General features: G+C 60.6%; 24 protein-coding genes, 2 tRNA genes and 1 pseudogene. 10 read left to right on the top strand and 17 right to left on the bottom strand.

Annotation, left to right across the window (positions count from 1 at the left end):
- Positions 1-6 precede the first annotated feature (6 nt).
- Positions 7-867 (top strand): DUF1217 domain-containing protein, encoded by an 861-nt coding sequence (locus LOC54_RS05910; RefSeq protein WP_279312907.1) that lies wholly within the window; start codon positions 7-9, stop codon positions 865-867.
- Positions 868-1,021: 154 nt separating this feature from the next.
- A complete protein-coding gene (locus tag LOC54_RS05905) occupies positions 1,022-2,401 on the top strand; it encodes an aspartate aminotransferase family protein (RefSeq protein WP_279312906.1) in 1,380 nt (459 codons plus the stop codon).
- Here the strand turns inward: LOC54_RS05905 and LOC54_RS05900 are convergent.
- The 3 genes from LOC54_RS05900 to LOC54_RS05890 are packed head-to-tail and all read right to left on the bottom strand — an operon-like array spanning position 2,390 to position 5,944.
- Positions 2,390-4,303 carry a cobaltochelatase CobT-related protein gene (locus LOC54_RS05900; protein ID WP_279312903.1) on the bottom strand — a complete coding sequence of 638 codons (1,914 nt, stop codon included), beginning with the start codon at positions 4,301-4,303 and terminating at the stop codon, positions 2,390-2,392. The genes LOC54_RS05905 and LOC54_RS05900 overlap by 12 nt on opposite strands.
- Before the next feature lie 10 nt (positions 4,304-4,313).
- Positions 4,314-5,309 (bottom strand): AAA family ATPase, encoded by a 996-nt coding sequence (locus LOC54_RS05895; RefSeq protein ID WP_279312902.1) that lies wholly within the window; start codon positions 5,307-5,309, stop codon positions 4,314-4,316.
- A 20-nt stretch (positions 5,310-5,329) separates the two neighbouring features.
- Entirely contained in the window at positions 5,330-5,944 is a 615-nt protein-coding gene (locus tag LOC54_RS05890; protein ID WP_279312905.1) for a DnaJ domain-containing protein, read from the bottom strand.
- Between the two features lie 83 nt (positions 5,945-6,027).
- On the opposite strand from LOC54_RS05890, the gene LOC54_RS05885 reads away from it, so the two are divergent.
- Complete coding sequence (locus tag LOC54_RS05885) at positions 6,028-6,330, top strand: BolA family protein (RefSeq protein ID WP_408740303.1); 303 nt, start codon at positions 6,028-6,030, stop codon at positions 6,328-6,330.
- On the top strand, positions 6,327-6,896 hold the full coding sequence (locus LOC54_RS05880; RefSeq protein ID WP_279312901.1) for an outer membrane lipoprotein carrier protein LolA: 570 nt from the start codon (positions 6,327-6,329) through the stop codon (positions 6,894-6,896). Before LOC54_RS05885 ends, LOC54_RS05880 begins: the two co-directional genes overlap by 4 nt.
- 19 nt (positions 6,897-6,915) lie before the next feature.
- Here the strand turns inward: LOC54_RS05880 and LOC54_RS05875 are convergent, their stop codons facing one another.
- The 9 genes from LOC54_RS05875 to LOC54_RS05835 all read right to left on the bottom strand — a co-directional run bounded on the left by LOC54_RS05875 (position 6,916) and on the right by LOC54_RS05835 (position 12,031).
- A complete protein-coding gene (locus tag LOC54_RS05875) occupies positions 6,916-7,908 on the bottom strand; it encodes an aldo/keto reductase (RefSeq protein ID WP_279312900.1) in 993 nt (330 codons plus the stop codon).
- 201 nt (positions 7,909-8,109) lie between these two features.
- Positions 8,110-8,186: transfer RNA gene (locus tag LOC54_RS05870), tRNA-Arg, on the bottom strand.
- Positions 8,187-8,205: 19 nt separating this feature from the next.
- Positions 8,206-8,511: an ETC complex I subunit gene (locus LOC54_RS05865; RefSeq protein ID WP_279312899.1), complete on the bottom strand. Its 306-nt coding sequence runs from the start codon at positions 8,509-8,511 to the stop codon at positions 8,206-8,208.
- An 87-nt stretch (positions 8,512-8,598) separates the two neighbouring features.
- Positions 8,599-8,675: transfer RNA gene (locus LOC54_RS05860), tRNA-Pro, on the bottom strand.
- 13 nt (positions 8,676-8,688) lie between these two features.
- The gene (locus tag LOC54_RS05855; RefSeq protein WP_279312898.1) at positions 8,689-9,624 is read right to left on the bottom strand and encodes an N-acetylmuramic acid 6-phosphate etherase; all 936 of its coding nucleotides are present in this window, start codon (positions 9,622-9,624) and stop codon (positions 8,689-8,691) included.
- Positions 9,625-9,630: 6 nt separating this feature from the next.
- On the bottom strand, positions 9,631-10,116 hold the full coding sequence (gene gpt, locus LOC54_RS05850; protein WP_279312897.1) for a xanthine phosphoribosyltransferase: 486 nt from the start codon (positions 10,114-10,116) through the stop codon (positions 9,631-9,633).
- Between the two features lie 87 nt (positions 10,117-10,203).
- Positions 10,204-11,019, bottom strand: coding sequence for a GIN domain-containing protein (locus LOC54_RS05845; protein ID WP_279312896.1), 816 nt, complete (start codon positions 11,017-11,019; stop codon positions 10,204-10,206).
- Between the two features lie 16 nt (positions 11,020-11,035).
- Entirely contained in the window at positions 11,036-11,608 is a 573-nt protein-coding gene (locus LOC54_RS05840; RefSeq protein ID WP_279312895.1) for a DUF1700 domain-containing protein, read from the bottom strand.
- A gap of 39 nt (positions 11,609-11,647) precedes the next feature.
- A complete protein-coding gene (locus LOC54_RS05835; RefSeq protein ID WP_279312894.1) occupies positions 11,648-12,031 on the bottom strand; it encodes a PadR family transcriptional regulator in 384 nt (127 codons plus the stop codon).
- Positions 12,032-12,200: 169 nt separating this feature from the next.
- Between LOC54_RS05835 and LOC54_RS05830 the strand changes: the two genes are divergently transcribed.
- From LOC54_RS05830 to LOC54_RS05815, 4 genes are read left to right on the top strand one after another with little or no spacing between them, the layout of a single operon-like run.
- A complete protein-coding gene (locus LOC54_RS05830) occupies positions 12,201-13,448 on the top strand; it encodes an MFS transporter (protein WP_279312893.1) in 1,248 nt (415 codons plus the stop codon).
- The gene (locus tag LOC54_RS05825; protein WP_279312892.1) at positions 13,423-13,941 is read left to right on the top strand and encodes an NUDIX hydrolase; all 519 of its coding nucleotides are present in this window, start codon (positions 13,423-13,425) and stop codon (positions 13,939-13,941) included. The genes LOC54_RS05830 and LOC54_RS05825 overlap by 26 nt, the downstream gene beginning before the upstream one ends.
- A gap of 10 nt (positions 13,942-13,951) precedes the next feature.
- Complete coding sequence (locus LOC54_RS05820; protein ID WP_279312891.1) at positions 13,952-14,827, top strand: ABC transporter permease; 876 nt, start codon at positions 13,952-13,954, stop codon at positions 14,825-14,827.
- Positions 14,828-14,832: 5 nt separating this feature from the next.
- Entirely contained in the window at positions 14,833-15,621 is a 789-nt protein-coding gene (locus LOC54_RS05815; RefSeq protein ID WP_279312890.1) for an ABC transporter ATP-binding protein, read from the top strand.
- 154 nt (positions 15,622-15,775) lie between these two features.
- Here LOC54_RS05815 and LOC54_RS05810 read toward each other — a convergent pair.
- Positions 15,776-16,822: pseudogene (locus LOC54_RS05810) on the bottom strand (chloride channel protein); the annotation flags it as partial.
- Positions 16,823-17,247: 425 nt separating this feature from the next.
- Between LOC54_RS05810 and LOC54_RS05805 the strand changes: the two are divergent.
- Together LOC54_RS05805 and LOC54_RS05800 are read left to right on the top strand one after the other, a co-directional pair.
- The gene (locus LOC54_RS05805) at positions 17,248-18,492 is read left to right on the top strand and encodes a NupC/NupG family nucleoside CNT transporter (RefSeq protein WP_279312888.1); all 1,245 of its coding nucleotides are present in this window, start codon (positions 17,248-17,250) and stop codon (positions 18,490-18,492) included.
- 38 nt (positions 18,493-18,530) lie between these two features.
- Positions 18,531-19,628, top strand: a complete 1,098-nt coding sequence (locus LOC54_RS05800) for a nitronate monooxygenase (protein ID WP_279312887.1) — start codon at positions 18,531-18,533, stop codon at positions 19,626-19,628.
- Here LOC54_RS05800 and LOC54_RS05795 read toward each other — a convergent pair.
- The 4 genes from LOC54_RS05795 to LOC54_RS05780 are packed head-to-tail and all read right to left on the bottom strand — an operon-like array spanning position 19,579 to position 23,790.
- A complete protein-coding gene (locus LOC54_RS05795; RefSeq protein WP_279312886.1) occupies positions 19,579-19,839 on the bottom strand; it encodes a hypothetical protein in 261 nt (86 codons plus the stop codon). The genes LOC54_RS05800 and LOC54_RS05795 overlap by 50 nt on opposite strands.
- Before the next feature lie 11 nt (positions 19,840-19,850).
- Complete coding sequence (locus LOC54_RS05790) at positions 19,851-21,323, bottom strand: PepSY-associated TM helix domain-containing protein (RefSeq protein ID WP_279312885.1); 1,473 nt, start codon at positions 21,321-21,323, stop codon at positions 19,851-19,853.
- On the bottom strand, positions 21,323-21,574 hold the full coding sequence (locus LOC54_RS05785; protein WP_279312884.1) for a hypothetical protein: 252 nt from the start codon (positions 21,572-21,574) through the stop codon (positions 21,323-21,325). Before LOC54_RS05785 ends, LOC54_RS05790 begins: the two co-directional genes overlap by 1 nt.
- Before the next feature lie 5 nt (positions 21,575-21,579).
- Complete coding sequence (locus LOC54_RS05780) at positions 21,580-23,790, bottom strand: TonB-dependent receptor (protein ID WP_279312883.1); 2,211 nt, start codon at positions 23,788-23,790, stop codon at positions 21,580-21,582.
- Between the last annotated feature and the right edge of the window lie 362 nt (positions 23,791-24,152).

Below are 24,152 nucleotides of genomic sequence, written 5' to 3'. Positions count from 1 at the left end.
AGACGGATACGGTTTGCGTGCAGTATTCATCCATCCGTTCTGAAACACTCACGCACGAAAGTACATAACACTCTCTACGAGAAGGATGAGGACAAATATTCAGACACCTATGCCAAAACCGACGCCCAGACGCTCGGAGAAGTCGGGCAGTTCAGGAAAATCGCCCCGGAAATCAAAACGGCAGACGATCTGCTGAACAACTACAAGGCCCTGACCGTCGTACTGGGTGCCTATAACCTCGGATCGCTCCAGAACTCCCGCGCTCTCGTAAAGGCTCTCATGACGCAGGACCCGACCTCAGACACGTCGGTTGCCGCAAAGTCAAAAAACCCGACCTGGATCGCATTCGCCAAGGACTTCTCGGCCTGGCAGGGAACGTCATCCTCCACATCAGCCGCGGATCAGCCCTTCGGAACCGCAGATAAAATCAGCGCCATCATCACGAAATTCCAGAAAAATCAGTTTGAGGACTCGCTGAACGAAGACGATTCCGGCGTCGGAAACGCTCTGTATTTCACACGGACCATGACAGACTCGATGAATCTGACGAACATCATGGGCGATACAAAACTCCTGAAGGTCGTGGAAACCGTCTCCGGCTTCGATCCGACCACGTTCGGCGCCCTGAGCTACGATCAGCAGGTCCGGATGCTCAGTAAGGTCGTCAAGACATCAGACTTCTCAACTCCGGAGAAGATCAAACAATACGCGGAACGCTACCTCGCCATGCTGCAGATCAATCCGCAGCCCTCATCCAAACCGGCAACCATGCTCTCGCTCTACGGCGCGGACGGCTCCTCAAACAGCATCCTCAGCCTGTTCGGGGATTCCTCAGGATCGTCATCCCTGGTCTCCGCCCTGTTCTGAGAAACAGACTTTGAAGTTTCCGGGAATATGACGTACGAGTGCCCTGCGCTCCCGTGCAGGGCATAGAAAGGATACGTCATTGACCCAGGCCGGCTCTCACAGTCTCGATCCGGACGAAACGGAACTCGCCGATCTCCGTGCGCTGGGACACAGAATGCTGGACGATATGTTCGACAGCGTCATGTCCCTGCGCGACGGACCCGTCTGGCAGTCCCTCCCGGACGAAATCCGCTCTGAAATCCGTACGCAGCCCTGCCCGGAGCAGGGACATGACCCGAAAGAACTCTACAGCCGCTTTACCAGCCACATCCTGCCCTATGCCGTCGGAAACCGTCATCCCGGCTTCATGGGCTGGGTCCATGGCGGCGGAACACTGCAGGGTATGCTGGCGGAAATGCTGGCCGCAGGCCTGAATGCCAATCTCGGCGGACGGGATCAGGCACCGGTGGAACTGGAACGCACAGTCCTGCGCTGGACAGCACAGATGGCAGGCCTCCCGGAAGACAGCTCCGGTGTCCTCGTCACCGGCTCGTCGATGGCTAATTTCATCGCTATCCTCACCGCCACGCGCGCCGTCAGCAACGGAGCGGATATCCGCAGATCAGGTCTGAACGGACGCCCGCTGACAGGATACGCCGCCGTCACCGCCCATGGCTGTATCTCGCGCGGCTTTGATATGGCAGGCCTCGGAACGGAAGCGCTGCGTCTTATCCCCGCAGATGAAAACTTTCGGATGGATACGCAGAAACTGCGTGCTGCCATCCGGGAAGACCGCGCCGCAGGCAGAGAGCCCTTCATGCTGACCGGCAGCGCAGGAACCGTCGATACAGGCTCCATCGATCCGCTGAACGAACTGGCAGATATCGCGAAAGAGGAAAATCTCTGGTTCCACGTGGACGGAGCCTTCGGCGCCCTGGCCAGACTTTCTCCCGATCTCGCCCCGATGCTCGCAGGAATCGAACGGGCAGACAGCCTCGCGCTCGATTTCCACAAATGGGGACAGGTGCCCTACGACGCAGGCTGCATCATCATCCGGGACGCAATACAGCACCGCGCAACCTTCGCACAGAACCTGGCCTATCTCTCACGGGAAACACGCGGCCTCGCCGCCGGATCTCCCTGGTTCTGCGATTTCGGACCCGACCTCTCCCGTGGTTTCCGTGCCCTGAAAGTCTGGATGACACTGGCAACCTTCGGAACAGAACGCCTGGGGCAGATGGTCTCGGGATGCTGCGCCGTCGCCCGCCACCTCGCAGACCGGATCAGACAGGAGCCGGAACTGGAACTGCTGGCCCCGGTCACGCTCAACATCGTCTGCTTCCGCGTCCGGGCGCCCGACGCCCTTTCCGATGAACTCAACAGCGAACTGGTGCGAGATATCCAGGAAAGCGGCGTCGCAGCCCCTTCGGCAACAACCATCAACGGCCGCCGCGCCATCCGCTGCGCCATCGTCAATCACAGGACAACAGAAGCGGATACGGACCGCTTTATGGATGCACTCCTGAAAAGGGCAGGGGAACGCTCAGCGCGCTGAGCGTCCTTTCCCCCGGGCTGTCTGCTCATCAAACAGATCAGACAGCTCCTGCATCATCGTCCCGCCCAGCTCCTCAGGATCGGAAATCGTAACGGCCCGGCGATAGTACCGGGTCACGTCATGCCCGATGCCAATCGCCACAAGCTCAATGCTCCGCTTGCTCTCAAGCCAGCCGATCACCTCGCGCAGGTGATCCTCAAGATAGGACGCCGGATTAACCGACAGCGTGCTGTCATCCACCGGCGCACCATCGGAAATCACCATCAGAATACGCCGCTGCTCAGGCCGGGACCGCAGACGCCGGTAAGCCCAGAGCAGAGCCTCACCGTCGATGTTCTCCTTCAGAAGCCCCTCGCGCAGCATCAGACCAAGATTCTGCTTCGCCCGCCGCCAGGGCGTATCCGCAGCCTTGTAAATAATATGCCGCAGATCATTCAGCCGCCCCGGAGAGGGGGGCTTGCCCGCCTGAACCCATTTCTCACGGGACTGACCACCCTTCCAGGCTCGCGTCGTAAAGCCCAGAATCTCAACCTTCACGCCACAGCGCTCCAGTGTCCGGGCCAGAATATCCCCGCACATCGCTGCAACGGAAATAGGACGCCCGCGCATCGAACCGGAATTATCCAGCAGAAGCGTCACAACCGTATCCCGGAAATCCGTCTCACGCTCACGCTTATACGACAGGGACAGAAGCGGATTGGCCACGATTCTGGCCAGACGGCTGGCATCCAGAATGCCTTCCTCAAGATCGAAATCCCACCCACGGGTCTGCTGCGCCTGAAGCTTGCGCTGAAGCCTGTTGGCCAGACGGGAAATCACCCCCTGCATCCGGGAAAGATGAATATCCAGCTGCTGCCTCAGCCGCGCCATCTCCTCCGGCTCACACAGATCCTCAGCCGGCGTCTCCTCGTCATAATCCTCAGTCCAGGCACGATAGGCCGAAACAGGCTCATCCCCGCGAACCTTGTCATCCCCGCGCTGTCCGGAAGGACGCCCGTCGCCCTCCTGAGCCTCCTCCTCGGCCGCCTGCTCGGAAGACTGATCCGGATCTCCCGTCTCGCCCATGCCATCCATAAGCTGCGGATCGGTAACTGCCTCCTGCTCCTCCTGCGGAACCTCCTGCTCGTCAGACTCAGGCTGCTCCTCATCCGGAAGCCCGGGATCAGCCGCATCACCGGCATCCGTCCCGTCATCCGCTTGCTCAGCCGTCTCCGTCTCAGCCTCGGTCAGCTCACACGCCGTCAGAAGCCGCCGCGTAATCCGCGCAAACTCCGTCTGATCGGGCAGGGACGCAGGAAGATCACTCAGCGCCGCCCGCGCCTCCTCCGGAAGGGTCTGCTCCCACTGCGCCAGAATATCACGCACACCCTCAGGCGCAGGAACACCCGTCAGCCGCTCCCGCGCCAGAACATGCAGGGCCAGAGGCACCGGAACCTCGGAAGGAGACGCCACATGCTCCAGACCGGACTCCCCGATCATCTCCTCAAACCGCGCCTGAAGATTGGCCGCAACACCCAGCATGTGCCGCGATCCCAGAACCTCCACACGCGCCTGCTCCAGCGCGTCATAAGCCGAACGCGCCGGAACCTCCGCAGGAACCCGCGCCTGATGAATATCCGGATCATGATGCCGGATACGCAGCGCCTGAGCATCCGCAGCCGCCCGGATCTGCGTCATCTCCTCCGGCGTCACATGCCGTGAAGGCTGGGGAAGGCGGATCGTATTCCCATGAGCCGTCGCATCAGCCCCGGCCGGAATCCCCGTATGGAACGTAACCTCCGTATCCCCGCGACCGCCAAGCGCACGCGACGCACCGATCGTCGCACGGCGGAACGCCTCAGACTGCGCGGCAGCCTCGGCACGGGAAGCGGCACGACTGCCGTTGCGAGGATTTCCGCTCATCAGACAGACCTTACTTCAGACCCTGCTTCCCGAACGGGTTGGTGTTGAAGCAGCGCTGATAATACTCAGCAACGGTGGACCGCTCGGCCTCATCACACTTGTTGAGGAACGTCACCCGGAACGCATAGGCCAGATCGTTGAAAATCTTCTCGTTCTCCGCCCAGGCAATCACCGTGCGCGGAGACATGACCGTGGACAGATCCCCCGCCATGAAGCCCGAACGCGTCAGACCGGCCAGAGCAACCATGCTCTCAACCTTCCGGCGCAGAGCCTCATCCTTCGGATCAAGCTTCATCTTGGACATGATGATCCCGACCTCCTGAGCCGCAGGCAGATAATTCAGGGAGGTCACGATGTTCCAGCGATCCATCTGCCCCTGATTGATCTGCTGCGTCCCGTGATAAAGCCCCGTCGTATCGCCAAGACCGATCGTGTTGGCCGTCGCGAACAGACGGAAAAAGGGATTCGGACGGATGACACGGTTCTGATCCAGAAGCGTCAGATAGCCCTCGGTCTCCAGAACACGCTGGATCACGAACATCACATCCGGACGGCCCGCATCATACTCATCAAAAATCAGGGCACAGGGATTCTGCAGACACCACGGCAGAAGCCCCTCACGGAACTCCGTCACCTGCTGCCCGTCCCGGACAACGATCGCATCCTTGCCGATCAGATCAATACGCGAAATATGACTGTCGAGATTGATCCGCACGCAGGGCCAGTTCAGCCGGGCCGCAATCTGCTCGATATGAGACGACTTGCCGGTCCCGTGAAACCCCTGAACCATCACACGGCGATTGAACGTAAACCCCGCCAGAATGGCAATCGTGGTGTCATGATCGAACTGATAGGACGGGTCCTGCTCAGGCACATGATCCGTCCTCACGGAATAGGCCGGAACGATCAGATCACTGTCGATCCCGAAAACCTCCCGGGCGGAAACAGCCTTGTCCGGCTCGGAAATCGCGGAAATGGGAGGGAGTTCAGATGTCTGCGGGGTCATTCTCAATCCGTCCGGAAAAATCAGGCCGTCTGTTTCAGGCCAGGGTCTGCCTGCGTCGTAAAATGAACACGCAGGGCGGTATAGGCAACATTTATGAGCTTCAGACGCTCCTCAGCCTCCCGGCTGCCATGATTGGCATCAGGATGATGCTGCTTCGCCAGCGTTTTATAACGCGCTTTCACATCTTCGAAAGAGACCGGCCAGTCCAGCCCCATCGTCCGCAACGGCTCACGCAGCGGCTCCGGAGCACGATGGGCGGCCTCCCGCGCCTTCTTCTTCCGCTGCGCCCGGGCCCGGGCAGAGGAATTCAGAATATCGAGAGGATCAAGAACATCCTCCTCCCGGAACGCCTGACGCCCGACATGCCCCAGCTTCCAGGAAGGACGATCCCAGGACGTGTCCGCACGAAGCTGCGCCTCAATCTGCCCCGGAGACATGCCCTTGTAATAATCCCACCTCGCATTGTACTCCCGCACATGCTCAAGGCAGAACCAGTAATACTCATTCAGCGACGTGCGTGACCGCGGCGCGCGATAGCCCGCCGATTCCGTACAGCCCTCCCTGTCACAGCACCTCTCAGGCGCATCCGGGTCAGGCGCGAAAGCGCGATGTCGAGTGTTCCGTCTTGCCATGATGATGTTATGTGTTCCTACAGGCAGGGCGTGCAAGCCCGGAGAACGCAGCCGCGTTCTTTTCACACACCAGGGCAGGCAGGATCATGACAGCCGGAATCCGCGCAGAACGCATGAACAGACAGCTCACAGAGCATCTGAAACCGCAGTCAGTCACCATAAAGGACGACAGCGCACGCCACGCACACCACGCCCCCATGACGCGCGGACCCGACGCAGGCGCCTCGGAGACACATTTTAACATGACGATCGTCAGCCCCGCCTTCGAAGGCATGACACGCATCGCCCGCTCGAAAATGGTCCATGCCCTGCTGGCAGAGGAATTCGCAACCGGACTGCACGCCCTCTCGCTCACGCTGCGCACCCCCGAAGAAGCAGCCCGCGGATGAAACGGACCCGGCTCTCCGCACGCCTCGTCCTGGGGACCGCCGCACTGGCCCTCAGCGCATGCGCACAGCCAGGCAGCCTCGGATCACTCCCGCCCGCGGAAAGAGCCGCGGCAGAGCGCGTCCAGACCAGCCTGAACAGCATCACATCCCTCAGCCGCGGCTTCACACAGACATGGCCCGGAGGCGGGACGGGCAGGGGCGTCATGGACTACACCCCCGGCCACCTCCACCTCAGCTACACCTGGCCACAGGGAACGGACCTGCAGGCCGGAGACGGGAAACTGACCTTCAGAGACGGAACAAACGGCTCCGTCACACATATGGGGCTGAGCAGAAACCCGCTCGGCCTGCTCCTGACAACACCGATCCGCCTGTCAGGCCCGGTCACCGTCACATCCGTGCTGCAAAGCCCCGGAGCGCTCCAGATCTCTCTCGCACGCTCGGCCATGCTTTCGGAAGGCCTGCTCACACTCCGCTTTGCGGATAACGGACAGACCCTCTCTCTGAGCGGCATCGAAGTCGTCGATGAACGTCAGCACCACATCAGCCTGGCCCTGGACCCGTAACCCTGATCCCCGAAAGGGATCAGAACCCCGTCACAACATGCGGCACATAATGCCGCTCCAGCTCCGCAATCTCCTCAGAGGTCAGACGAAGCTCCAGAGCCGCCACCGCATCATCCAGATGCCCCGCCCGGGAAGCCCCGACAATCGGTGCTGAAACCCCGGATTTCGCCAGAATCCAGGCCAGCGCAACCTGGGCCATCGGCACACCGCGCGCCTTCGCAACAGCCTCCACAGCCGCGATAACCTTCCCGTCAGCCTCTTCCGTCGCCTCATAGAGAGACTTGCCGTACGTATCGCTCTCGCTGCGCTTCGTCTGCGTGCCGGGGCTGCGCGTCAGACGACCACGCGCCAGAGGACTCCACGGAAGCAGTCCAACCCCCTGATCCAGACACAGCGGGATCATCTCCCGCTCTTCCTCGCGATACAGAAGATTGACGTAGTTCTGCATGGTCACGAACCGCGTCCAGCCATTCTCCCGCGCCACAGCCTGAGCCTTGGAAAATTGCCACGCAGCCATGGAGGACGCGCCGATGTAACGGGCCTTGCCAGCCTTCACCACATCATGCAGCGCTTCCATCGTCTCCTCCACAGGCGTGGACGGATCCCAGCGGTGGATCTGATAAAGATCAACATAATCAACGCCCAGCCGCGAAAGACTGGCGTCAATCTCCGTCATGATCGCCTTGCGCGACAGCCCCCTGCGATTCGGACCCGTCGGCGCATTACCAGCCCCCTCGGGAAAGAAAACCTTGGTGGCAATCACAACCTCATCCCGCCGGGTAAACTCTTTAAGCAGCCGCCCGACAATCTTCTCGGACGTCCCGGCGGAATAGCTGTTCGCCGTGTCAAAGAAATTGATGCCGCTCTCAACCGCATGGCGGATGATCGGACGACTGGCTTCCTCATCAAGCGTCCAGGAATGAGCCCCCTCAGAAGGCTCGCCATACGTCATGCACCCGAGGCACAGACGGGAAATATCAAGCCCTGTGGAGCCGAGTTTCGTATGATCCATTTCTCGCTGACCTTTCATCAGGGCCGGGCAGACACTACCGGGAAAACCCCGCAGGGCCCGGCAGCAGTCACAGGCCTCCGGCCATCCGCTCATGAGCGCAGTCACACAGCCGCAGAAAACAGACCTGCAGTCTATCCGGATATACGCCGCAGCACACACACGGAAAACTGAACGCCAGAGCAGAAAATAGGGGGAAAAACGTGGCGCGCCCTGCTGGATTCGAACCAGCGACCCACAGCTTAGAAGGCTGTTGCTCTATCCAACTGAGCTAAGGGCGCGCAGGAGAAACAGAACCCGTCAGTGGGTCCAGTTCATGATACGACCCGCCGCAAAATTATCCGCATAGACCTTGGGCTTGCGAATACGCAGAGCAGGCTGCTCCACAACATGCGGAATGGAATATTTTTCCGCATAAGCCACGGCAGACTCACAGGACGGAAATTTCAGACGGATCTGGGACTGCGTATCAGCGCTGCCGGTCCAGCCCATCAGAGGCTCCTGATGGCGCTGCGCGGACTGCCCGTAATCCAGAATCCAGGTGTGAGTCCCCGCAAGACCAGACTGCCCGGCCGGTTTCGCCTGCCTGTAAATCCGTGCCTGCACAGTAACCCTCCGATAACCGGTTCCGCATCACACATACCACAGGAAAGGAAAATCCCGGGTAAAGAATACGACACAGCCTCAATTCAATGGTCGGGGAGCCCGGATTCGAACCGGGGGCCTCATGTACCCAAAACACGCGCGCTACCAGGCTGCGCCACACCCCGACTGGCGCGGAAATTAAGTCTCCCGCGAGCGGCTTGCAACCCCTGAAATGGTAAAAGCCTCGCGAAGCCGCCCGCCCGCTTCCTCAAGACACGCAGCCGCCCGTGCGGGCGTCAGTCCGCTGACCACCAGAATCGCCGGTTTGATGCGGTAATCCGTCTGCCCCAGCGCATCGGATGCCACATCCTCCGCACATCCCGTCAGGACACAGACCATCCGAATCGCACGCTGCCGCAGCTTCTCGTTGCGCGCCCGCATGTCCACCATCCGCCCGCGCCACACACGGCCAAGCCCGGTCATCAGAGCCGTGGAAAGCAGATTGAGAACAACCTTCTGAGCCGTGCCCGCCTTCATCCTGGTCGAGCCCGCAACCGGCTCCGATCCCGTCAGAACCGTCACCGGATGATCCGTAACCTCCAGCAGTGGAGCCGCAGGAGAATTCACCACCCCGATCGTCAGCGCACCAAGCCGCCGGGCCTCCTCAAGACAGCCGATCGTAAACGGCGTCCGCCCGCTGGCCGCCACCCCGATCACCACATCCTGGGAGCGTATCCCCGCCGCCCTGACCGCATCCTGCCCGGCAGCACGATCATCCTCCGCATTTTCAACCGCCCGTGTCAGTGCCTGAGGACCACCGGCAATCAGATACACAACCCGCTCGGCAGGCCAGTCAAAGGTCGGCTCAAGCTCGGCCCCGTCCTGGGTACCAAGCCGGGCAGAACTTCCGGCCCCGGCATAAACCAGACTCCCCCCCGCCTGCAGACGCGGCAAAGCCGCCTCAACCGCCAGGGCAAGAGAGGGCAGGGCAGGGCCGATCGCCGCCACAGCAGCAAGCTGAGACTGCCACAAAGCCCCGAGCTGGGCCGCAACAGGCCAGGAATCAAGCGACTCGAAAACAGGATCAGCCGCCTCGGTGGCCGGAAGAGACACAGGAGAATCAGATGACGTCATCACGCGTCACTCCGCCGCAGGCAGAGGCTTCTTCGCAAGCGGCGGCACAAACAGCGGCGCCGTGTCCCAGGGAAACAGAACCCAGGTGTCCTGAGCCACCTCAACCACAAACCGGTCCGTCAGCGGCTTGCCAGCAGGCTTGGCGTAAAGACACGCGAAATACGCCTTCGGAAGCCGCGCCCGGACAGCCTTCGCCGTCACGCCGGAATCCACCAGATCATCAATGATCAGAAACCCCTCGCCATCACCGGCAGCCTCAGGCTGCTTGATGATCATCGGCTCGCTGCGGTCCTCTTCATCATAGGTGACGACAGACATGCACTCGATCAGACGGCAGTCCAGCTCGCGCGCAATGATCGCGGCAGGAATAAGCCCGCCACGGGTAATCGCGACAATCCCCCGGAACGGACCCGTCTTCATCAGCTCCTCGGCAAGAAGACGGGCATCACGATGAAGCTGATCCCATGTAACGGTAGCATAATTCACGGCCATGACGCGGCAGCTCCCCTGACAGCACAGACAGACAGGCTGCTTGTGGCGCGACAGACCCCGCCTTGCAACACCGGAACGAACCCGACCTCAGAGAGACGTGTCCTTGTGGTCGTCATCGTCGTCATCATGATCGTCGTCATGCTTCGGATGATCAGTCCCGGCCGTCCTGCCGTCCTTCACGACAATCTCACCCAGACCATCAACCGTTTTCACAAGAGAGGCAGGCCTGCGCGTCAGAATCACGGACCCGGCCCCGTCAATCGATACAACCGCATTGCCCGACGGTCCCGCCTTCACGGACCCGGCCCCATCAATCGCAACACTCAGATCAGTAACCGCCATTGATGCCAGATCAACCGATCCGGCCCCGTCAATCTCCACGGAAACCTTCCCGGCCCTGCCATGCCCCTTCACATCACCTGCACCGTTGATGTTCAGGCTCAGCTTCTCATGATTAAAATCCTGCAGTTCCAGACTGCCCGTGCCATTAAGGGAAAGTCCCGTCAGGGCAGGGGCCGTCACCGTCACAATGACATTGCGGGCGTGACTATGCGCCAGCAGCTTACCCAGCCAGCCCGGATCACTGCCATCCGTCTTGAGATCACTGCCCTCCAGAATGATATGCTCCGTCAGAGCCTTCGGCCCGATCACGGAAATCGACGGCCTGTCCCCCTGACGCACGATAATCCGCGCAGCCAGACTGAACGTGAGGTGATCCCCGCCGCCCCACGGAATATCGCGGCTCACGCGCGGACCGGACTCCACGGAACCATGGCCCTCCCCGACAGGCCACATCACATGCGCAATCCCCGGCATCACAGGCCCGCGCAGATCCGCAAGGACGAAGCAGGAAACGGAGACGGCCGCACAGCCGGAAGCAAAAAGAACAAGACCCCGGATCATGTGAGTTCCTCCCCGGTCAGGAAACGGCGGGGGCAACGACACGATAATGTGTCCGCCCGAACCGGATCAGAAGATTGATGGTCAGAACCGTGACGAGAACGCACAGCGTGGCAACAGCAGCCCCACCGCTCGCAAGACCAAGGCTCATAAGCACGCCCTGCAGCCAGTCCCCCTGCACCGGAGACAGACTCATGACCGCCAGAGGCAGAAGCAGAGTCCCGGCCAGACACACCACAAAAGCCACAAGAAACAGCCCCAGAATAATGGCGCCGCCGGACAGCAGGAACGGAAGCACGATCAGAATATCAACCGCAACCAGCCCGATAATTCCGAACACGGCACGTATCGCCGCAGAAGGCCCCGGCGTGCTCTTCCACTGACGGACCCCGTCCTCAGCCCGAATCTCCCGCGCCAGGCGCTCCGGATCCCCCAGACTGGCCGCAATATCAGCCTCGGAATGCCCTGCAGCCAGCCCGGCATCAAAATGCGCGGCATATTCCGCAACCGTGTCCTCAATCACCTCAGAAGGAAGCCCTCGGAGCCCGGTCCGAAGCCTGTCGAGAAATATCTGTCTGCCTGTCATGTTCATAACCGGAAACCTCAGTGTGGCCAGCAACCGGACCGCGCTCTACTCGGATCGTTTAACAATAAGAGGAAAGGGAACCCCTCTACCGTCAGGAGGTTTCCCGGAATCCGGCGGCCTGAGAATGGCCGTAACCGCCACGGAAAACCCTTCCCAGGCCTCCCGCTGGACGTCCAGGCTCACCCGCCCGGCCTCCGTCAGCGTGTAATACTTGCGGGGAGGACCGGAGGACGACTCAACAAAATAGGTCGAGACCAGCCCCTCCTTCTGCATCCTGCGCATCAGGGGATAGATCGTTCCCTCTCCCATCCCGATCGCGTCGGAAAGACGGCTGGCAATGTCATAGCCATAGGAATCCGACTGAGAGAGAACAGCCAGAACACAAAGTTCCAGAACGCCTTTCTTGAACTGAACAAGATTCGGATCCACGGATTTTCCAGTCGGGAGACATCTCCCGGTTATCTGTGCAGTAACAGAATAAATATACAATGGTTCCTTTTATTGCAGGGTAGTGGTTTATAATTTTTTGCAGACACGCTTCGTAACCGCTATCCCGTGTATCCGTACCGGAAAAGTGCTGAACAGGGAGTGCCCGCACATGATCCCCGAGACCCAAGGCGTGGCCTCTCTCTCATCCATCCCGGGCTTCCGGTTCTGTATCGGCGGGCGCACGCTCTCGGCCTTTGCATCCCAGATCCAGGCCGTCGCGGTGGGCTGGCAGATATATGCCCTCACACACAGCACCGCAGCGCTGGGCTTCGTCGGACTCGCGCAGTTCCTCCCCATGGTCGCGCTCGTCTTTCCCGCCGGACACGTCGCAGACCAGTTCAGCCGTCGTCGCATCGTCATCACCGCTCAGATCGTGGAAATGATCTGCGCAGTCATCCTCGCCATCACCTCATACGAGCACATGCTGGGGGCAGGGGGCATCTATCTCGCAGTCATGATGTTCGGCGTCTGCCGCTCCTTTGAAATGCCCGCACAGCAAACCTTCCTGCCAACCCTCGTGCCCGCATCCCTCTTCCCCAAAGCCACGGCAATCTCGTCCTCGATGTTCCAGACCGCCCTGGTCGCAGGCCCTTCGCTCGGCGGACTGCTCTACGGCTTCGGCGCCGATTTCTGCTATGCCATCTGTGCCGCAGGCTTCGCACTCGCCGCATGCTCAGCCTTCATGCTCCCGCTCAGAGGACAGGGCACAGGCAAGGCCCGCCAGCCCATGACACTGCAGAGCGTCTTCGGCGGCATCGACTTCCTCAGAAAACAGCCCGCCATGCTCGGCGCCATCTCGCTGGACCTGTTCGCCGTCCTCCTCGGCGGCGCCACAGCCATGCTCCCGGCCTATGCCGGAGATATCCTGCATGCCGGTCCTGTCGGCCTCGGCCTGCTCAGGGCCGCCCCTGCAATGGGCGCCGTCGCCATGGCCGGGGTGCTGTCCGTGTGGCAGATCAAAAGACATGCCGGGATGAAAATGTTCATCTCCGTCTATATCTTCGGCCTCGCAACCATCGTCTTCGCAGTGTCCACCTCGGTCTTCGTCTCCGTCATCGCGCTTGCGATCCTGGGCGCGGCAGACGTCATCAGCGTGATGGTGCGCGGCGCCCTGGTCCAGCTCCGCACCCCGGACTCCATGCGCGGCCGCGTCTCGGCCGTGAACATGCTGTTCATCGGCTCCTCCAATCAGCTGGGCGAGTTCGAAAGCGGAATGCTCGCAACAGCCATCGGAACGGTCCCCTCCGTCGTCGCAGGCGGCGTCGGAACCCTGATCGTCGCCGCCGTGTGGATGAAATTCTTCCCGCAGCTTCGGGACCTCGACAGGCTCGATGACATCACCCCCGCCGATGCCTGAAGCCACCCCCTCAAAAGGCACCAGACCCGTAAGCGCTGTCCTCGCGGTCCTGCAGCGCCCCGGGGACGGACATTTCCTCCTCGTCCGGCGCGCAAAGGAGCCGGACAGAGGGCTGTGGGGCTTCCCCGGCGGTAAAATCGAATCCGGAGAGACATTCGCAGACGCCGCCATCCGCGAACTCCGGGAAGAAACCGGTGCAGAGGCCACGGCCACCGGCCTGCTCAGCGCCTTCGACAGCATCCACCTTACAGAAAGCGGAGACGTGCAGTTTCACTACGTCGTCCTCGTCATAACCTGCACACCCGTTCCGGACAGCTCAGCTACGATCCGCGCCGCAGACGACGCGCTCGAAGCCGCATGGTTCTCCCTCGGACAGATCAGACAGCTCGGAAATAAAGCCAGCATCCGCCTCGCAGCGCTTGCAGACAAAGCAGACAGAAGCCGACACACGGATCAGGCCGGACTCCTTGCGCTGTACCCGCCGGTTCTTTAATCGCCGGAGAATGAACACCACGCCGCAGACACAGACGGCCCTCGCCAGGTCCGTGACCGCAGAAGAAGAACCATCCCTCGACCTGTATCCCGGTCGCGGACTCGCGAAACTGCATCTGGCCTGGAAAGACATCACTGAAGGCGCAAGGCTGTACCGCCTGAGCTACGCCCTCGGATGGCTCGATATCCGCCTGCGATACCGCGGCTCCATGCTCGGCCCGTTCTGGCTCACACTCACAACCGCCATCACCGTGGCCGCGATGGGAACGCTCTACGGAACGCTGTTCCACACAAACCTGCGGGTCTACCTGCCGTTCCTGTCCTTTTCCCTCATCCTGTGGGCCTGGCTCAACATGGTCGTCTCGGACGGATGCAGCGTGTTCAGTAACGCCCACGGCATGATCCATTCCATGAGGATGCCGCTCTCCGTTCACGTCAGCCGCATCTGCGTCCGCGCCCTGCTCACCTTCCTGCACAGCGTGCCCGTCATCGCCGTGCTCTTCCTGATCTTCGGAATAACTCCCAGACTCACCTGGGAAATCCCCGCCAGCCTGATCGTCTTCATTACAGACACATTCGCCATCGGCCTGCTGTGCGGCGTTCTCGGAGCCCGCTTCAGGGACGTGTCCCCGGTCATGGCCAGCATCATGCAGATCCTGTTCTTCATCACCCCCATCCTGTGGCGGCCCGAACTGATCTATCTCGGACGACAGTACATGCTTCTGGACCCGGCCTATCCCCTGATCGAAATCGTCCGCGCCCCGATCATGAACGATCACATCAGGCCGTCCATCTGGCTCGCGGCCCTGTTCTACAGCGCCATGCTGTGGGGCCTCGCCGTCATCCTCTTCGCCCGCGTCCGCGCACGAATCTCATACTGGGTCTGACGAACATGGCCAGCATCGATGTCACGGACCTCTCCATCTCCTTCCCGCTGTACCACGGAGACGCCCGCTCCCTGAAGCAGTACGCAAAACAGGGACTGACAGACCGCTTCGGACACGACGAACGCGGACGCGCCGCCGTGGAAGCCCTCAGGACCGTCAGCTTCTCACTCCGCCCCGGAGACCGCCTCGGACTCGTCGGGCGCAACGGCGCAGGAAAAACCACGCTCCTGCGCGCACTCGCCGGAATCTATGAACCCGTGAAGGGAAGGGTGCAGGTCAGAGGCCGCCTCGGCACTCTCCTCGATACATCCCTGGGCATGAACCCCCTTCTCACGGGACGCGAGAACATCCGCCTCCGCTGCCTCTTTCACGGCCTCTCCGCCGCCGCAGGAAAGGAGGTTGAGCGGGATGTGGAAGAGTTCTCGGATCTCGGCCCGTTCATGGACCTGCCCATAAATGCATGGAGCTCCGGTATGTCCGTCCGGCTCGCCTTCGGACTGGCAACGGCCATCATGCCCCAGATCCTCATCATGGATGAATGGATCATGGCCGGAGACGGATGGTTCCTCAGAAGAGCCGGAGAACGCCTCGGTGGAATGGTGGACCAGTCGGAAATCATGGTCCTCTCCAGCCACAGTCCCACAATCCTCGACCGCTGGTGCAACCGCCTGATCTGGATGGAAAACGGAATGATCAGAATGGACGGAACCGTAACAGACGTGCTCAGCGCCTATCTCGGGGTCTCATGGGAAAAGGAAAAGGCCGCGATGGAAGAAAAAGGCAGCACAGACTGAGCCCCGGAATCCCGTCCCGGGACCCGCCCAAAGCTCACTGATCGCACTCATGCGCCTTCTTCAGCCGCGCCTCCGCCTTCTCATCCACGGAATGCAGGAAACGCTCGGCCAGGCCACCGTAAAGCGGCTGACGGCAGATCATTCTTGAAATCCAGAACGCCAGAAACGCACTCGCCAGAAGCGCCAGCGTGATCTGCTGATTGTCACACATCTCCATGACAATCACACTCGCCGTCAGCGGAGACTGAACCACGGCAGAAAAATACGCCACCGTCCCGAGAAGAACCACAGCCCCCGGCGTCGTATGCGGCAGGAACTGGGCAACCCATCCCCCCATACCCGCACCGACAGAAAGGGAAGGCGCAAAAAGCCCGCCCGGAATACCCGAACAGTAGGACACGATCGTCGCCAGATACTTCAGAACGAAGTAGGACGCCGGATAATGCTCCTCGCCCTGAATGATCGCACGTGCCTGAGCATACCCCGTGCCATAGGTCATTCCGCCGGAAATCAGACCGATAAACGCCAGAACCAGACCACACAGAGCCGCAAAAAGAACCGGACGCTCCCGCACGAACCGCCCCGCAATCCCCGGCAGCCCCGAAGACATCCGCAGCAGCAGCGCGGAGAACAGACCCCCCGTCACACCGCCCATCACACCGCAGATAATCACGGCCAGCCAGCTCACGCCCACAGGGACGATCGCATCGGTATGCCCGAAATAGGTGTAATTCCCCACAAGCGCGATCGCCGTCACACCCGACAGGACAACACCCGTCAGCATCGTGCCGCTCGTCCGCTGCTCAAAGGAATGCGCCAGCTCCTCGATTCCGAACACGATCCCCGCAAGAGGCGTGTTGAACGCCGCCGCCACACCGGCAGCCCCGCCCGCAAGAACCAGAGCATTGCGCCCGACCGCATCACGAAGCTGCGTCACACGGCCCACCGTGTTCATGATCGCGGCACCAACCTGAACCGTCGGCCCCTCACGCCCGATCGATGCCCCGGAAAACAGACCGAAACAGGTCAGAAGCATCTTCGCCGCCGCAATCCGCAACGACAGAACCCGGTTCACCGTCCGCGGGTCCTCGATGTAAATACACGCAATCGCCTGAGGAATACCGCTGCCCTGCGCCCCGCGGAAATAACTCCGAGTCAGCCAGCTCGAAAGCGCCAGACCGCCCGGCGTCAGAACCAGCATCAGCCAGGGACTGATCTCCAGAACCTTATGCCGCAGGGCCGCCGCCTCATCAGCTCCCGCCGCAAACACAACGGCAGCACACCCGACAGCAATACAGGCACTCCAGTAAATGGCCTTCTTCCGCCATTCAGAAGTGGTCATCTTCGCCGTTTCACGGAAATGACGGATCCGGCCCGACTTACGAAGATCGCCGGCCTGAGTTTCCAGTCCCATCTGCCTGTCCTGCTGACATGAACAGGGGACGTTAAACTCCCGATGGACAGAAAATTCAATGTCAGAATGCGGAATTACCCTCAGCACCCGCAATGCAGTCATGAAATGACACAGCACCGCCCCCTCAACGCACCGGACAAACACAGCACTCCGTCTCGCTTCCGGAACGGATATGTGCTGGACTGAACCCGAAACCGGAATACAGGACCAGGATGACATTCCACCCGCGCCCGCTCACCGGCATCCTTGTCCTGATCCTCATCGCGGTCCTCTGCTCGGAAAACAGACGCGCCATCCGACTGCGCGTCACGGCGCCCGCGCTGCTGTGCCAGATCCTCGCCGGAATGCTCATGCTCGGCAGCGCCGCAGGACGGAGCGCACTGGCCGCCGCCGCACACGGCATGACATGGATACTGAGCTTCGGACATGCCGGGATCGATTTCGTCTTCGGAGCCCTCGCCGGACCCGATATCGCACGGCTGATCCCCTCGGCAGACTTCATCTTCGCCCTGCACGTCCTGCCGCAGATCATCTGGCTCAGCGCCCTGATCTCCGTGCTCTACCATTTCGGCCTCATGCAGGCCGTCGCACGCCTGCTCGGATCGGCCTTAACACGCCTGCTCGGGATCACACCGCTCGAAGGCTTCTCCGCCGTCATGGCCATGTTCCTCGGACAGACGGAAATCCCCGTAGCCATCCGCCCGTATCTCCCGACGCTCAGCCGCACGGAACTGTTCTGCGCCATGTCGAGCGGAACATCCTCCATCGCCATGTCGATGCTCGCCGCCTATGCAGGCCTCGGAATCCCGATGGAATATCTCCTCGCCGCCTCGCTCATGGCCATGCCCGGGGGAATCCTGTTCGCGAAAATCCTCATGCCATCGGACAGGGCCGCACAGAACACGGCGCAGATCATACAGCACGAGGAAACCCGCACGGCCAGCCTCTTCGATGCCCTGGCAACAGGCGCCACAAACGGCCTCGGCATCGCGGTGTCCGTGGCAACAATGCTCATCGCCTTCATCAGCTTCATCGCGCTGGTCAACGCGCTGCTCGGGATCGCCGGAACAAAAGCCGGTCTGCCAGGCCTGACGCTGAGCGACCTGTTCGGCTTCTTCCTCCGCCCCCTGGTCTGGATCCTCGGCGTCCCCTGGAACGAATGCCGCACCCTGGCCGGGATCATCGGCACCAAACTCGCCGTCAACGAATTCGTCGCCTACAGCGACCTCGCACCGCTCATCCGCACACACGCCCTGAGCACACAGACCCTCGCCATCGCCTCCTTCGCCGTCTGCGGCTTCGCAAACCTCTCCTCCGTCGGTGTGCTGATCGGCGCCTTTGGAAGCCAGCACCCGCCCGCCAGACCGGAAGTCGCCCGCCTCGGACCTCGCGCCGTACTCTCGGGAACGCTCTCGAACCTGACCGCCGCCGCCATCGCCGGACTCTTCATCGCCTGATATACTCAGCCGAAAACGGAAGAAGCCGAGGCCGCATCATGACAGCCCTCACCGAACGTCTCTCCCTCTCACTCCCCGTCATCCAGGCCCCGATGGCCGGTGTCTCCACCCCCGAACTGGCCGCCGCCGTCTCGGAATCCGGTGCGCTCGGCTCCCTCGGCCTCGGTGCGTGCAACGCGGATGACGCACGCATGATGATCGCACGGACACGGGAGAGAACCGCGCGTCCCTTCGGCGTCAATCTGTTCGTTCACAAAACCCCGCAGGAAGACCCGGCACGGGAAACCGCCTGGCTCCGCACGCTCGCACCGCTCTTCGGACAATTCAATGCACAGCCCCCGCAAACCCTGCGGACCATCTACAGAAGCCTCGCAGACGACCCGGATATGATCGCTATGCTGATCAGGGAAAAACCGGCCGTCATCAGCTTCCATTTCGGACTCCCGCCCGCCGATGTCCTGACAGCCCTCCGTCAGACCGGCGCACTCCTCCTCGCCAGCGTCACAAACCCCGCAGAAGCCCGGGCCGCACAGGCCGCAGGCATCGACATGCTCATCGCCCAGGGGATCGAGGCCGGCGGCCATCGCGGCATCTTTAATCCGGAAGAACCGGACGACACGCTAAGCACCGCCACACTCACCCGCATCCTGACACGCCAGACCAGCTGCCCGGTCATCGCCGCAGGCGGGATCATGGACGGGGCAGGGATCGCCGCCGCCCTCAGCCTCGGAGCAGCAGGCGCACAGCTCGGAACCGCCTTCCTCCTCTGCCCGGAATCCGCAGCCGATGCCGGATACAGAAAAGCCCTGACCAGCCCCGCCGCCGCACACACACGCCTGACATCCGCCATCTCCGGCCGCCCGGCCCGCGCGCTGTCCGGCCCCTTCACCGCAATGGAACCACTCCCCGGAACCCTGCCGGACTACCCCAGAGCCTATGACGCCGGAAAAGCCCTCAATGCCGCAGCAAAAGCCCTGGGCGTTGCAGAGTTCGGAGCATACTGGGCAGGGCAGGGCGCTCCGCTCATCCGCGCGATGCCCGCCGCAGAGCTGATCAGAACCCTCGACATGGAACTGCAGCAGAGCCTCAGCGCATCGCGCGCACAAACCCCAGACCCAGAGCACAGAGAAAGCTGACCAGAGAGATCAGCATCACCCACATCGCAATTCCGGCCGCAACGGACGGAGCAGGACACAAGGGCAGGGCAGCCAGAAGAACCAGCCCCCCCGCCAGACGAAAGAGATACTTCTTCCGTCTGCAGGGATATTTCACAGAAAATCCTGCAATATCCCGCACATAAGGCAGACTGCAGCCCCAGAGCAGACACCCCGGCAGAAGAACAGCCACCGCCACAGACATCATGACACCCGATGGCGTCTCAGCCCGTACACCCCCGCAAGGCAGGACAGAGCCGTCACAAAACACAGACCGTTGATCACCAGCCGTACCCCGTGCAGCCACAGCCCGCCCAGCACAATCACGGCATCAGACACAACCACACACAGCCCCGTAATCCCGGCCAGAGCCAGAACAGCCTGCCAGACCAGACGGGACCACACGAACCGTCCCGCAACCACACGCGCAAACGGCAGAAACCCCGCCAGACAGCACATCACCCAGGCAAGGAAAAAACCATTCGTCTCAAACCCGCGCCGCCCCGGCATATCCGCAGGCAGGGTGTGATTGAGCAGAAGATAGACGAAAAAAGCCACGACAGCGCCCCCGACCGCCCCCGGACACAGCCGCTCAGCCACACCAGGGGCCGAAGACACGTTCCGGCGCCGCCGCAGCGTCGTGTAATAAATCAGCCCGCTTGCAATCATCACCGTGGACAGAACCCCGCCCGTAAACCACAGACACAGCAGAACCGTCCCCATATTCCGCGCAAGATGCAATCCCCAGGCCAGACGCGTGATCCCGTCCGTCAGCCCGGCAGGCTTCGTATCCCCCGGCAGCAGACGGCCGGTCCGCCCGTCAAAATCAAGCGGCTCCCGCACGGCGCTGATCTCTCCGGAACCCAGTCCGTAAACCGTAATTTTACCCGGAGAAAAAATAATATACCCGGGTGCATTGCCGGAGCGCTGCCGGAACTCACGCAGCACCGGCCCCAGAGAAGCCGCCGGAACAAAGGACCCGGACACCTGCGGAGGACGATGCGGAAGCCTTACGGGAATGAACGGAAACGCATTCCCCGTCATCAGAACAAGTCCTGTCCAGGTAATGATAATATGGAAAGGAAGCATCACCGTGCCCGACAGCAGATGCAGATCCAGAAGAAACCTCGGACGCGATGCCTTCAGGCGCAGCGTAAAATAATCCGGAATCATCCGCCCGATCTGAAGCAGGACACCCGACAGGATCATCAGACCGGTCGCAAGGGTAATAAAGGAAACCAGTGGCTCCCCGATGGTATAGGGAAGACGCAGCGTGTAATGAAAATTAAAGAAAAATACGCCGCCTTCCGTATCCCGCGCCGGAACGGTCCGCCCGTCACGCGGATCAATAACAGAACCCGTAAACGCATGGCCATTAAAATGCAGGATATGCAGCGCAGGATCACGAGGCTCCGGCAGCCGGATGAAACTCCGCGGACGCCCGGCCTTCTCATCTTCCCGCAAAATCTGAACAGCCCTGTCCAGAGCAGCATCACTGAGAACAGCCCCGTCCGGAATGACAGCCGTCTCCGGCTGCATCCAGCGCGTCAGCTCGACATCCGCCAGCGATAACGTGCCCGCAAGAAAAATGATAAACGTAAGCCAGCCAAGGAAAATTCCGGCCTGAGTATGAAACCAGGCCAGACGCGCACGACGGGCAGGGGTGATGAACTGCATTACAGAGAGCACATCAGGACAAAACCCCCGGTAAACACCAGAGCAAGCGGCACCAGCGCTGCCAGACGGCGGCTCTGCGTCACAAACGGCCAGATCATCACGGGTGCAGACAGCGCGGAGGCCGCAAGAAGACAGAGCTGCCCCGCCTGCTCATCAGGAAGGGAAAGCACGTTACGAAGCGCGGAAAACCAGAAAACAAGCGCAATCCACAGGAGAATTATCCCGACAAGACGTGGCGGATAATCCCTCATCCGTCTTACAGGTCCGCCGTCAGGGAGAACTTGAATGTCCTGGGCGTTCCCTGCGTAAGATAGCCATTAAAAGCAGAGGCCCAGTAACGGCTGTTCGCAAGATTATCCACACCAAACCGCGCCGTCAGCGCCCTGCGGGCCACAAGGAACGTATAACGCGTGCCCAGATCAAACCGCGTCCAGACCGGAAGATGCGCCGTATTCCCGACATTCACCCACTGCTTTCCGGTATTCACGACACGCCCGACCAGCGTCACACCTTTCAGGAACGGAAGATCATATTCCAGATTTCCGTTGATGCTGTAATTCGGAACGCCGATCGCCGTATTCCCGTCATTCACACCGCCCGCCGTCCGGCGCAGATCAGCATCAATCAGCGTAATACCACCATTGAACCGCAGACCACGGACAATCTCGCCATTCACCGTCAGTTCCATACCGCGATTGCGCTGCTGCCCGTCCATCCGGAAAATCATCTGACCGGAATCCCCGAACGCCTCGGTGTAGGAATTGGGCTGCGTCACCTGATAGAACGCCAGAGATGTCATGAAACGACCGGTGTCATACTTCACGCCCACCTCATACTGAAGGCTGCGTGTGGGCGAGAAAACCTGCCCCAGATTAACGACATTTCCGGAAGCCTGCTGCCCCTGCGCCAGCCCCTCGATCCGGTTGAAATAGATCGAGGTCCGGCGTGTCGGATGAACGACAAGCCCGACAACCGGCGTGAAAGCCCCTTCATCATAATGGGAACTCCGGCTGCCATCTCCGGAATAATTATAGCTGTTCTGGTAAATCCGCTGATACCGGAAGCCCCCGGTCAGGGCGATCCGGTCATGCCAGAAACTCATCGTATCCGAGAAAAACAAACTCCACAGATTGCTGTAATTCGAACGCGTCGGATTTTTCGTGTTTCCGCCAATCCAGTTCTGAACAGGTGCTTCAGCTCGCGACGTGGAATAGAGATTTCCATAAACCGGAGAGGAAGGATTGAAAAACATCGAATAGGCCGTGGACTGATGCTCCCACAGAGATGAACCGCCCGCATTGATCTCATGCTTTACAGGCCCGGTGTCGAAATGCGCCCGCATCCCGGCCCGCATACTCTCGTTCGTCTGCTGATACGGAACATACATGCTGCCCAGCGTGCCATCCCCGGTGGCCGCATCAGTCACGGTCAGGTTCGAGTAATTACCCTTCTCATCACTGCTCAGCCCGCCAAAAGCGCCATAAACCGTAATGTGCTTCCCGAAATCATGCTCGGCACTGAGAACCCCGAACAGGTAATTCAGATCAGCATAGGTCCAGCGCGGGCTGAAATTCACGGAAGGCGCGGCAGCACGGGGAACCCCGACATCCGTCCCAAGGAAAACCTCGCCACGCCCCTGACGAACATACTGATTCTGATAATTCATGCTCAGGCTGATACGTGTCGCATCACTGTGCCAGTCCAGCGTGCCGCTGACGGCAACATCGTGCCTGCGCTCATGATCAATCGCCGTCTGCCCGTCCATCCCCGCAGCATTCAGCCGGAACCCGAACGCCTTATCCCGGCCGAAACGACGGCTGAAATCCGCCGCGCCCCCCCCCTGGCCATTGCTGGTATAGTTGGCCGTCAGACGGCTGAGATCAGTCTTTTCAGCTTTCTTGAGAAGAAGATTGATGTTTCCGCCAATCGCCGTCCCGGACGGCGCGGCACCGTTCAGAAACGCACTGGCACCATTGAGGATCTGAACCTGATCATAAGGCTGCGGAGAGACAAGCTGGCGAGGAACGACGCCATAAAGCCCGTCAATCGCAATATCATCTCCGTAAACCGGCAGGCCACGGACAATAAACATCTCGGAAAAATTGCCGTAGCCAAGCGTGGTTCTGACAGTCGGATCGTTATCCAGAACCTCACCAAGGGTCTGCGCCTGCTGATTAAGAATAATACTGGAATTATAGCTGCGGATATTAAACGGAACGTCCAGCCCTTTCTTTGTCCCGAGCGCACCAAGCTGCCCGCCGCCGGAAACCTCCATCCGGTTCCGACGCTGCGCCCGGACCAGAATATCCTCCTTCACGGATGAGGAAACGCCCGCCTCCTCCTTTTTCTTCGCAGAATCAGCATCAGACTGCACCGAAGCCGCAAGGGCAGGGGACACGCAACAGCCCGCCATCAGCATGACCGCCAGAGAAAAGCGAGCGGAAACCATCCCGAATCTTAAACGCATAACCACAATCCCGCTCTCAGAGCCGCAGCCCGGACCGGCTCGGGAGATACTAATAATAATTCTCAATTGCAAGAAATATACAAAACATGAAACATTTCGCCATCGCCTGATCTTTAGAAAGGGGGAGGCAGGAATACAACTTGTATGGGCTGAGTGGCAGTAAGCAGGCACAGGTCAGGCGATCGGACGGCCGCGGGCGGACTGACCACCGGAATCCATATCATCGGCGATGCTGCGGGAAAGGCCGGGCACCACTGAAGCTCAATGAAGTCGATCCCTAGGTTCTGTTGACAAAAGACGGTAGCCACAATTTTACGGCTGCGAGGTTAAGAAAGGCGAGAAACGATTTTCTTGTCTTGTCA

Source organism: Acetobacter sp. AN02 (assembly GCF_029759835.1).
In the GTDB taxonomy this organism is placed as follows: Bacteria; Pseudomonadota; Alphaproteobacteria; order Acetobacterales; family Acetobacteraceae; genus Acetobacter.
This window is presented reverse-complemented; position numbering and strand designations above follow the sequence as displayed.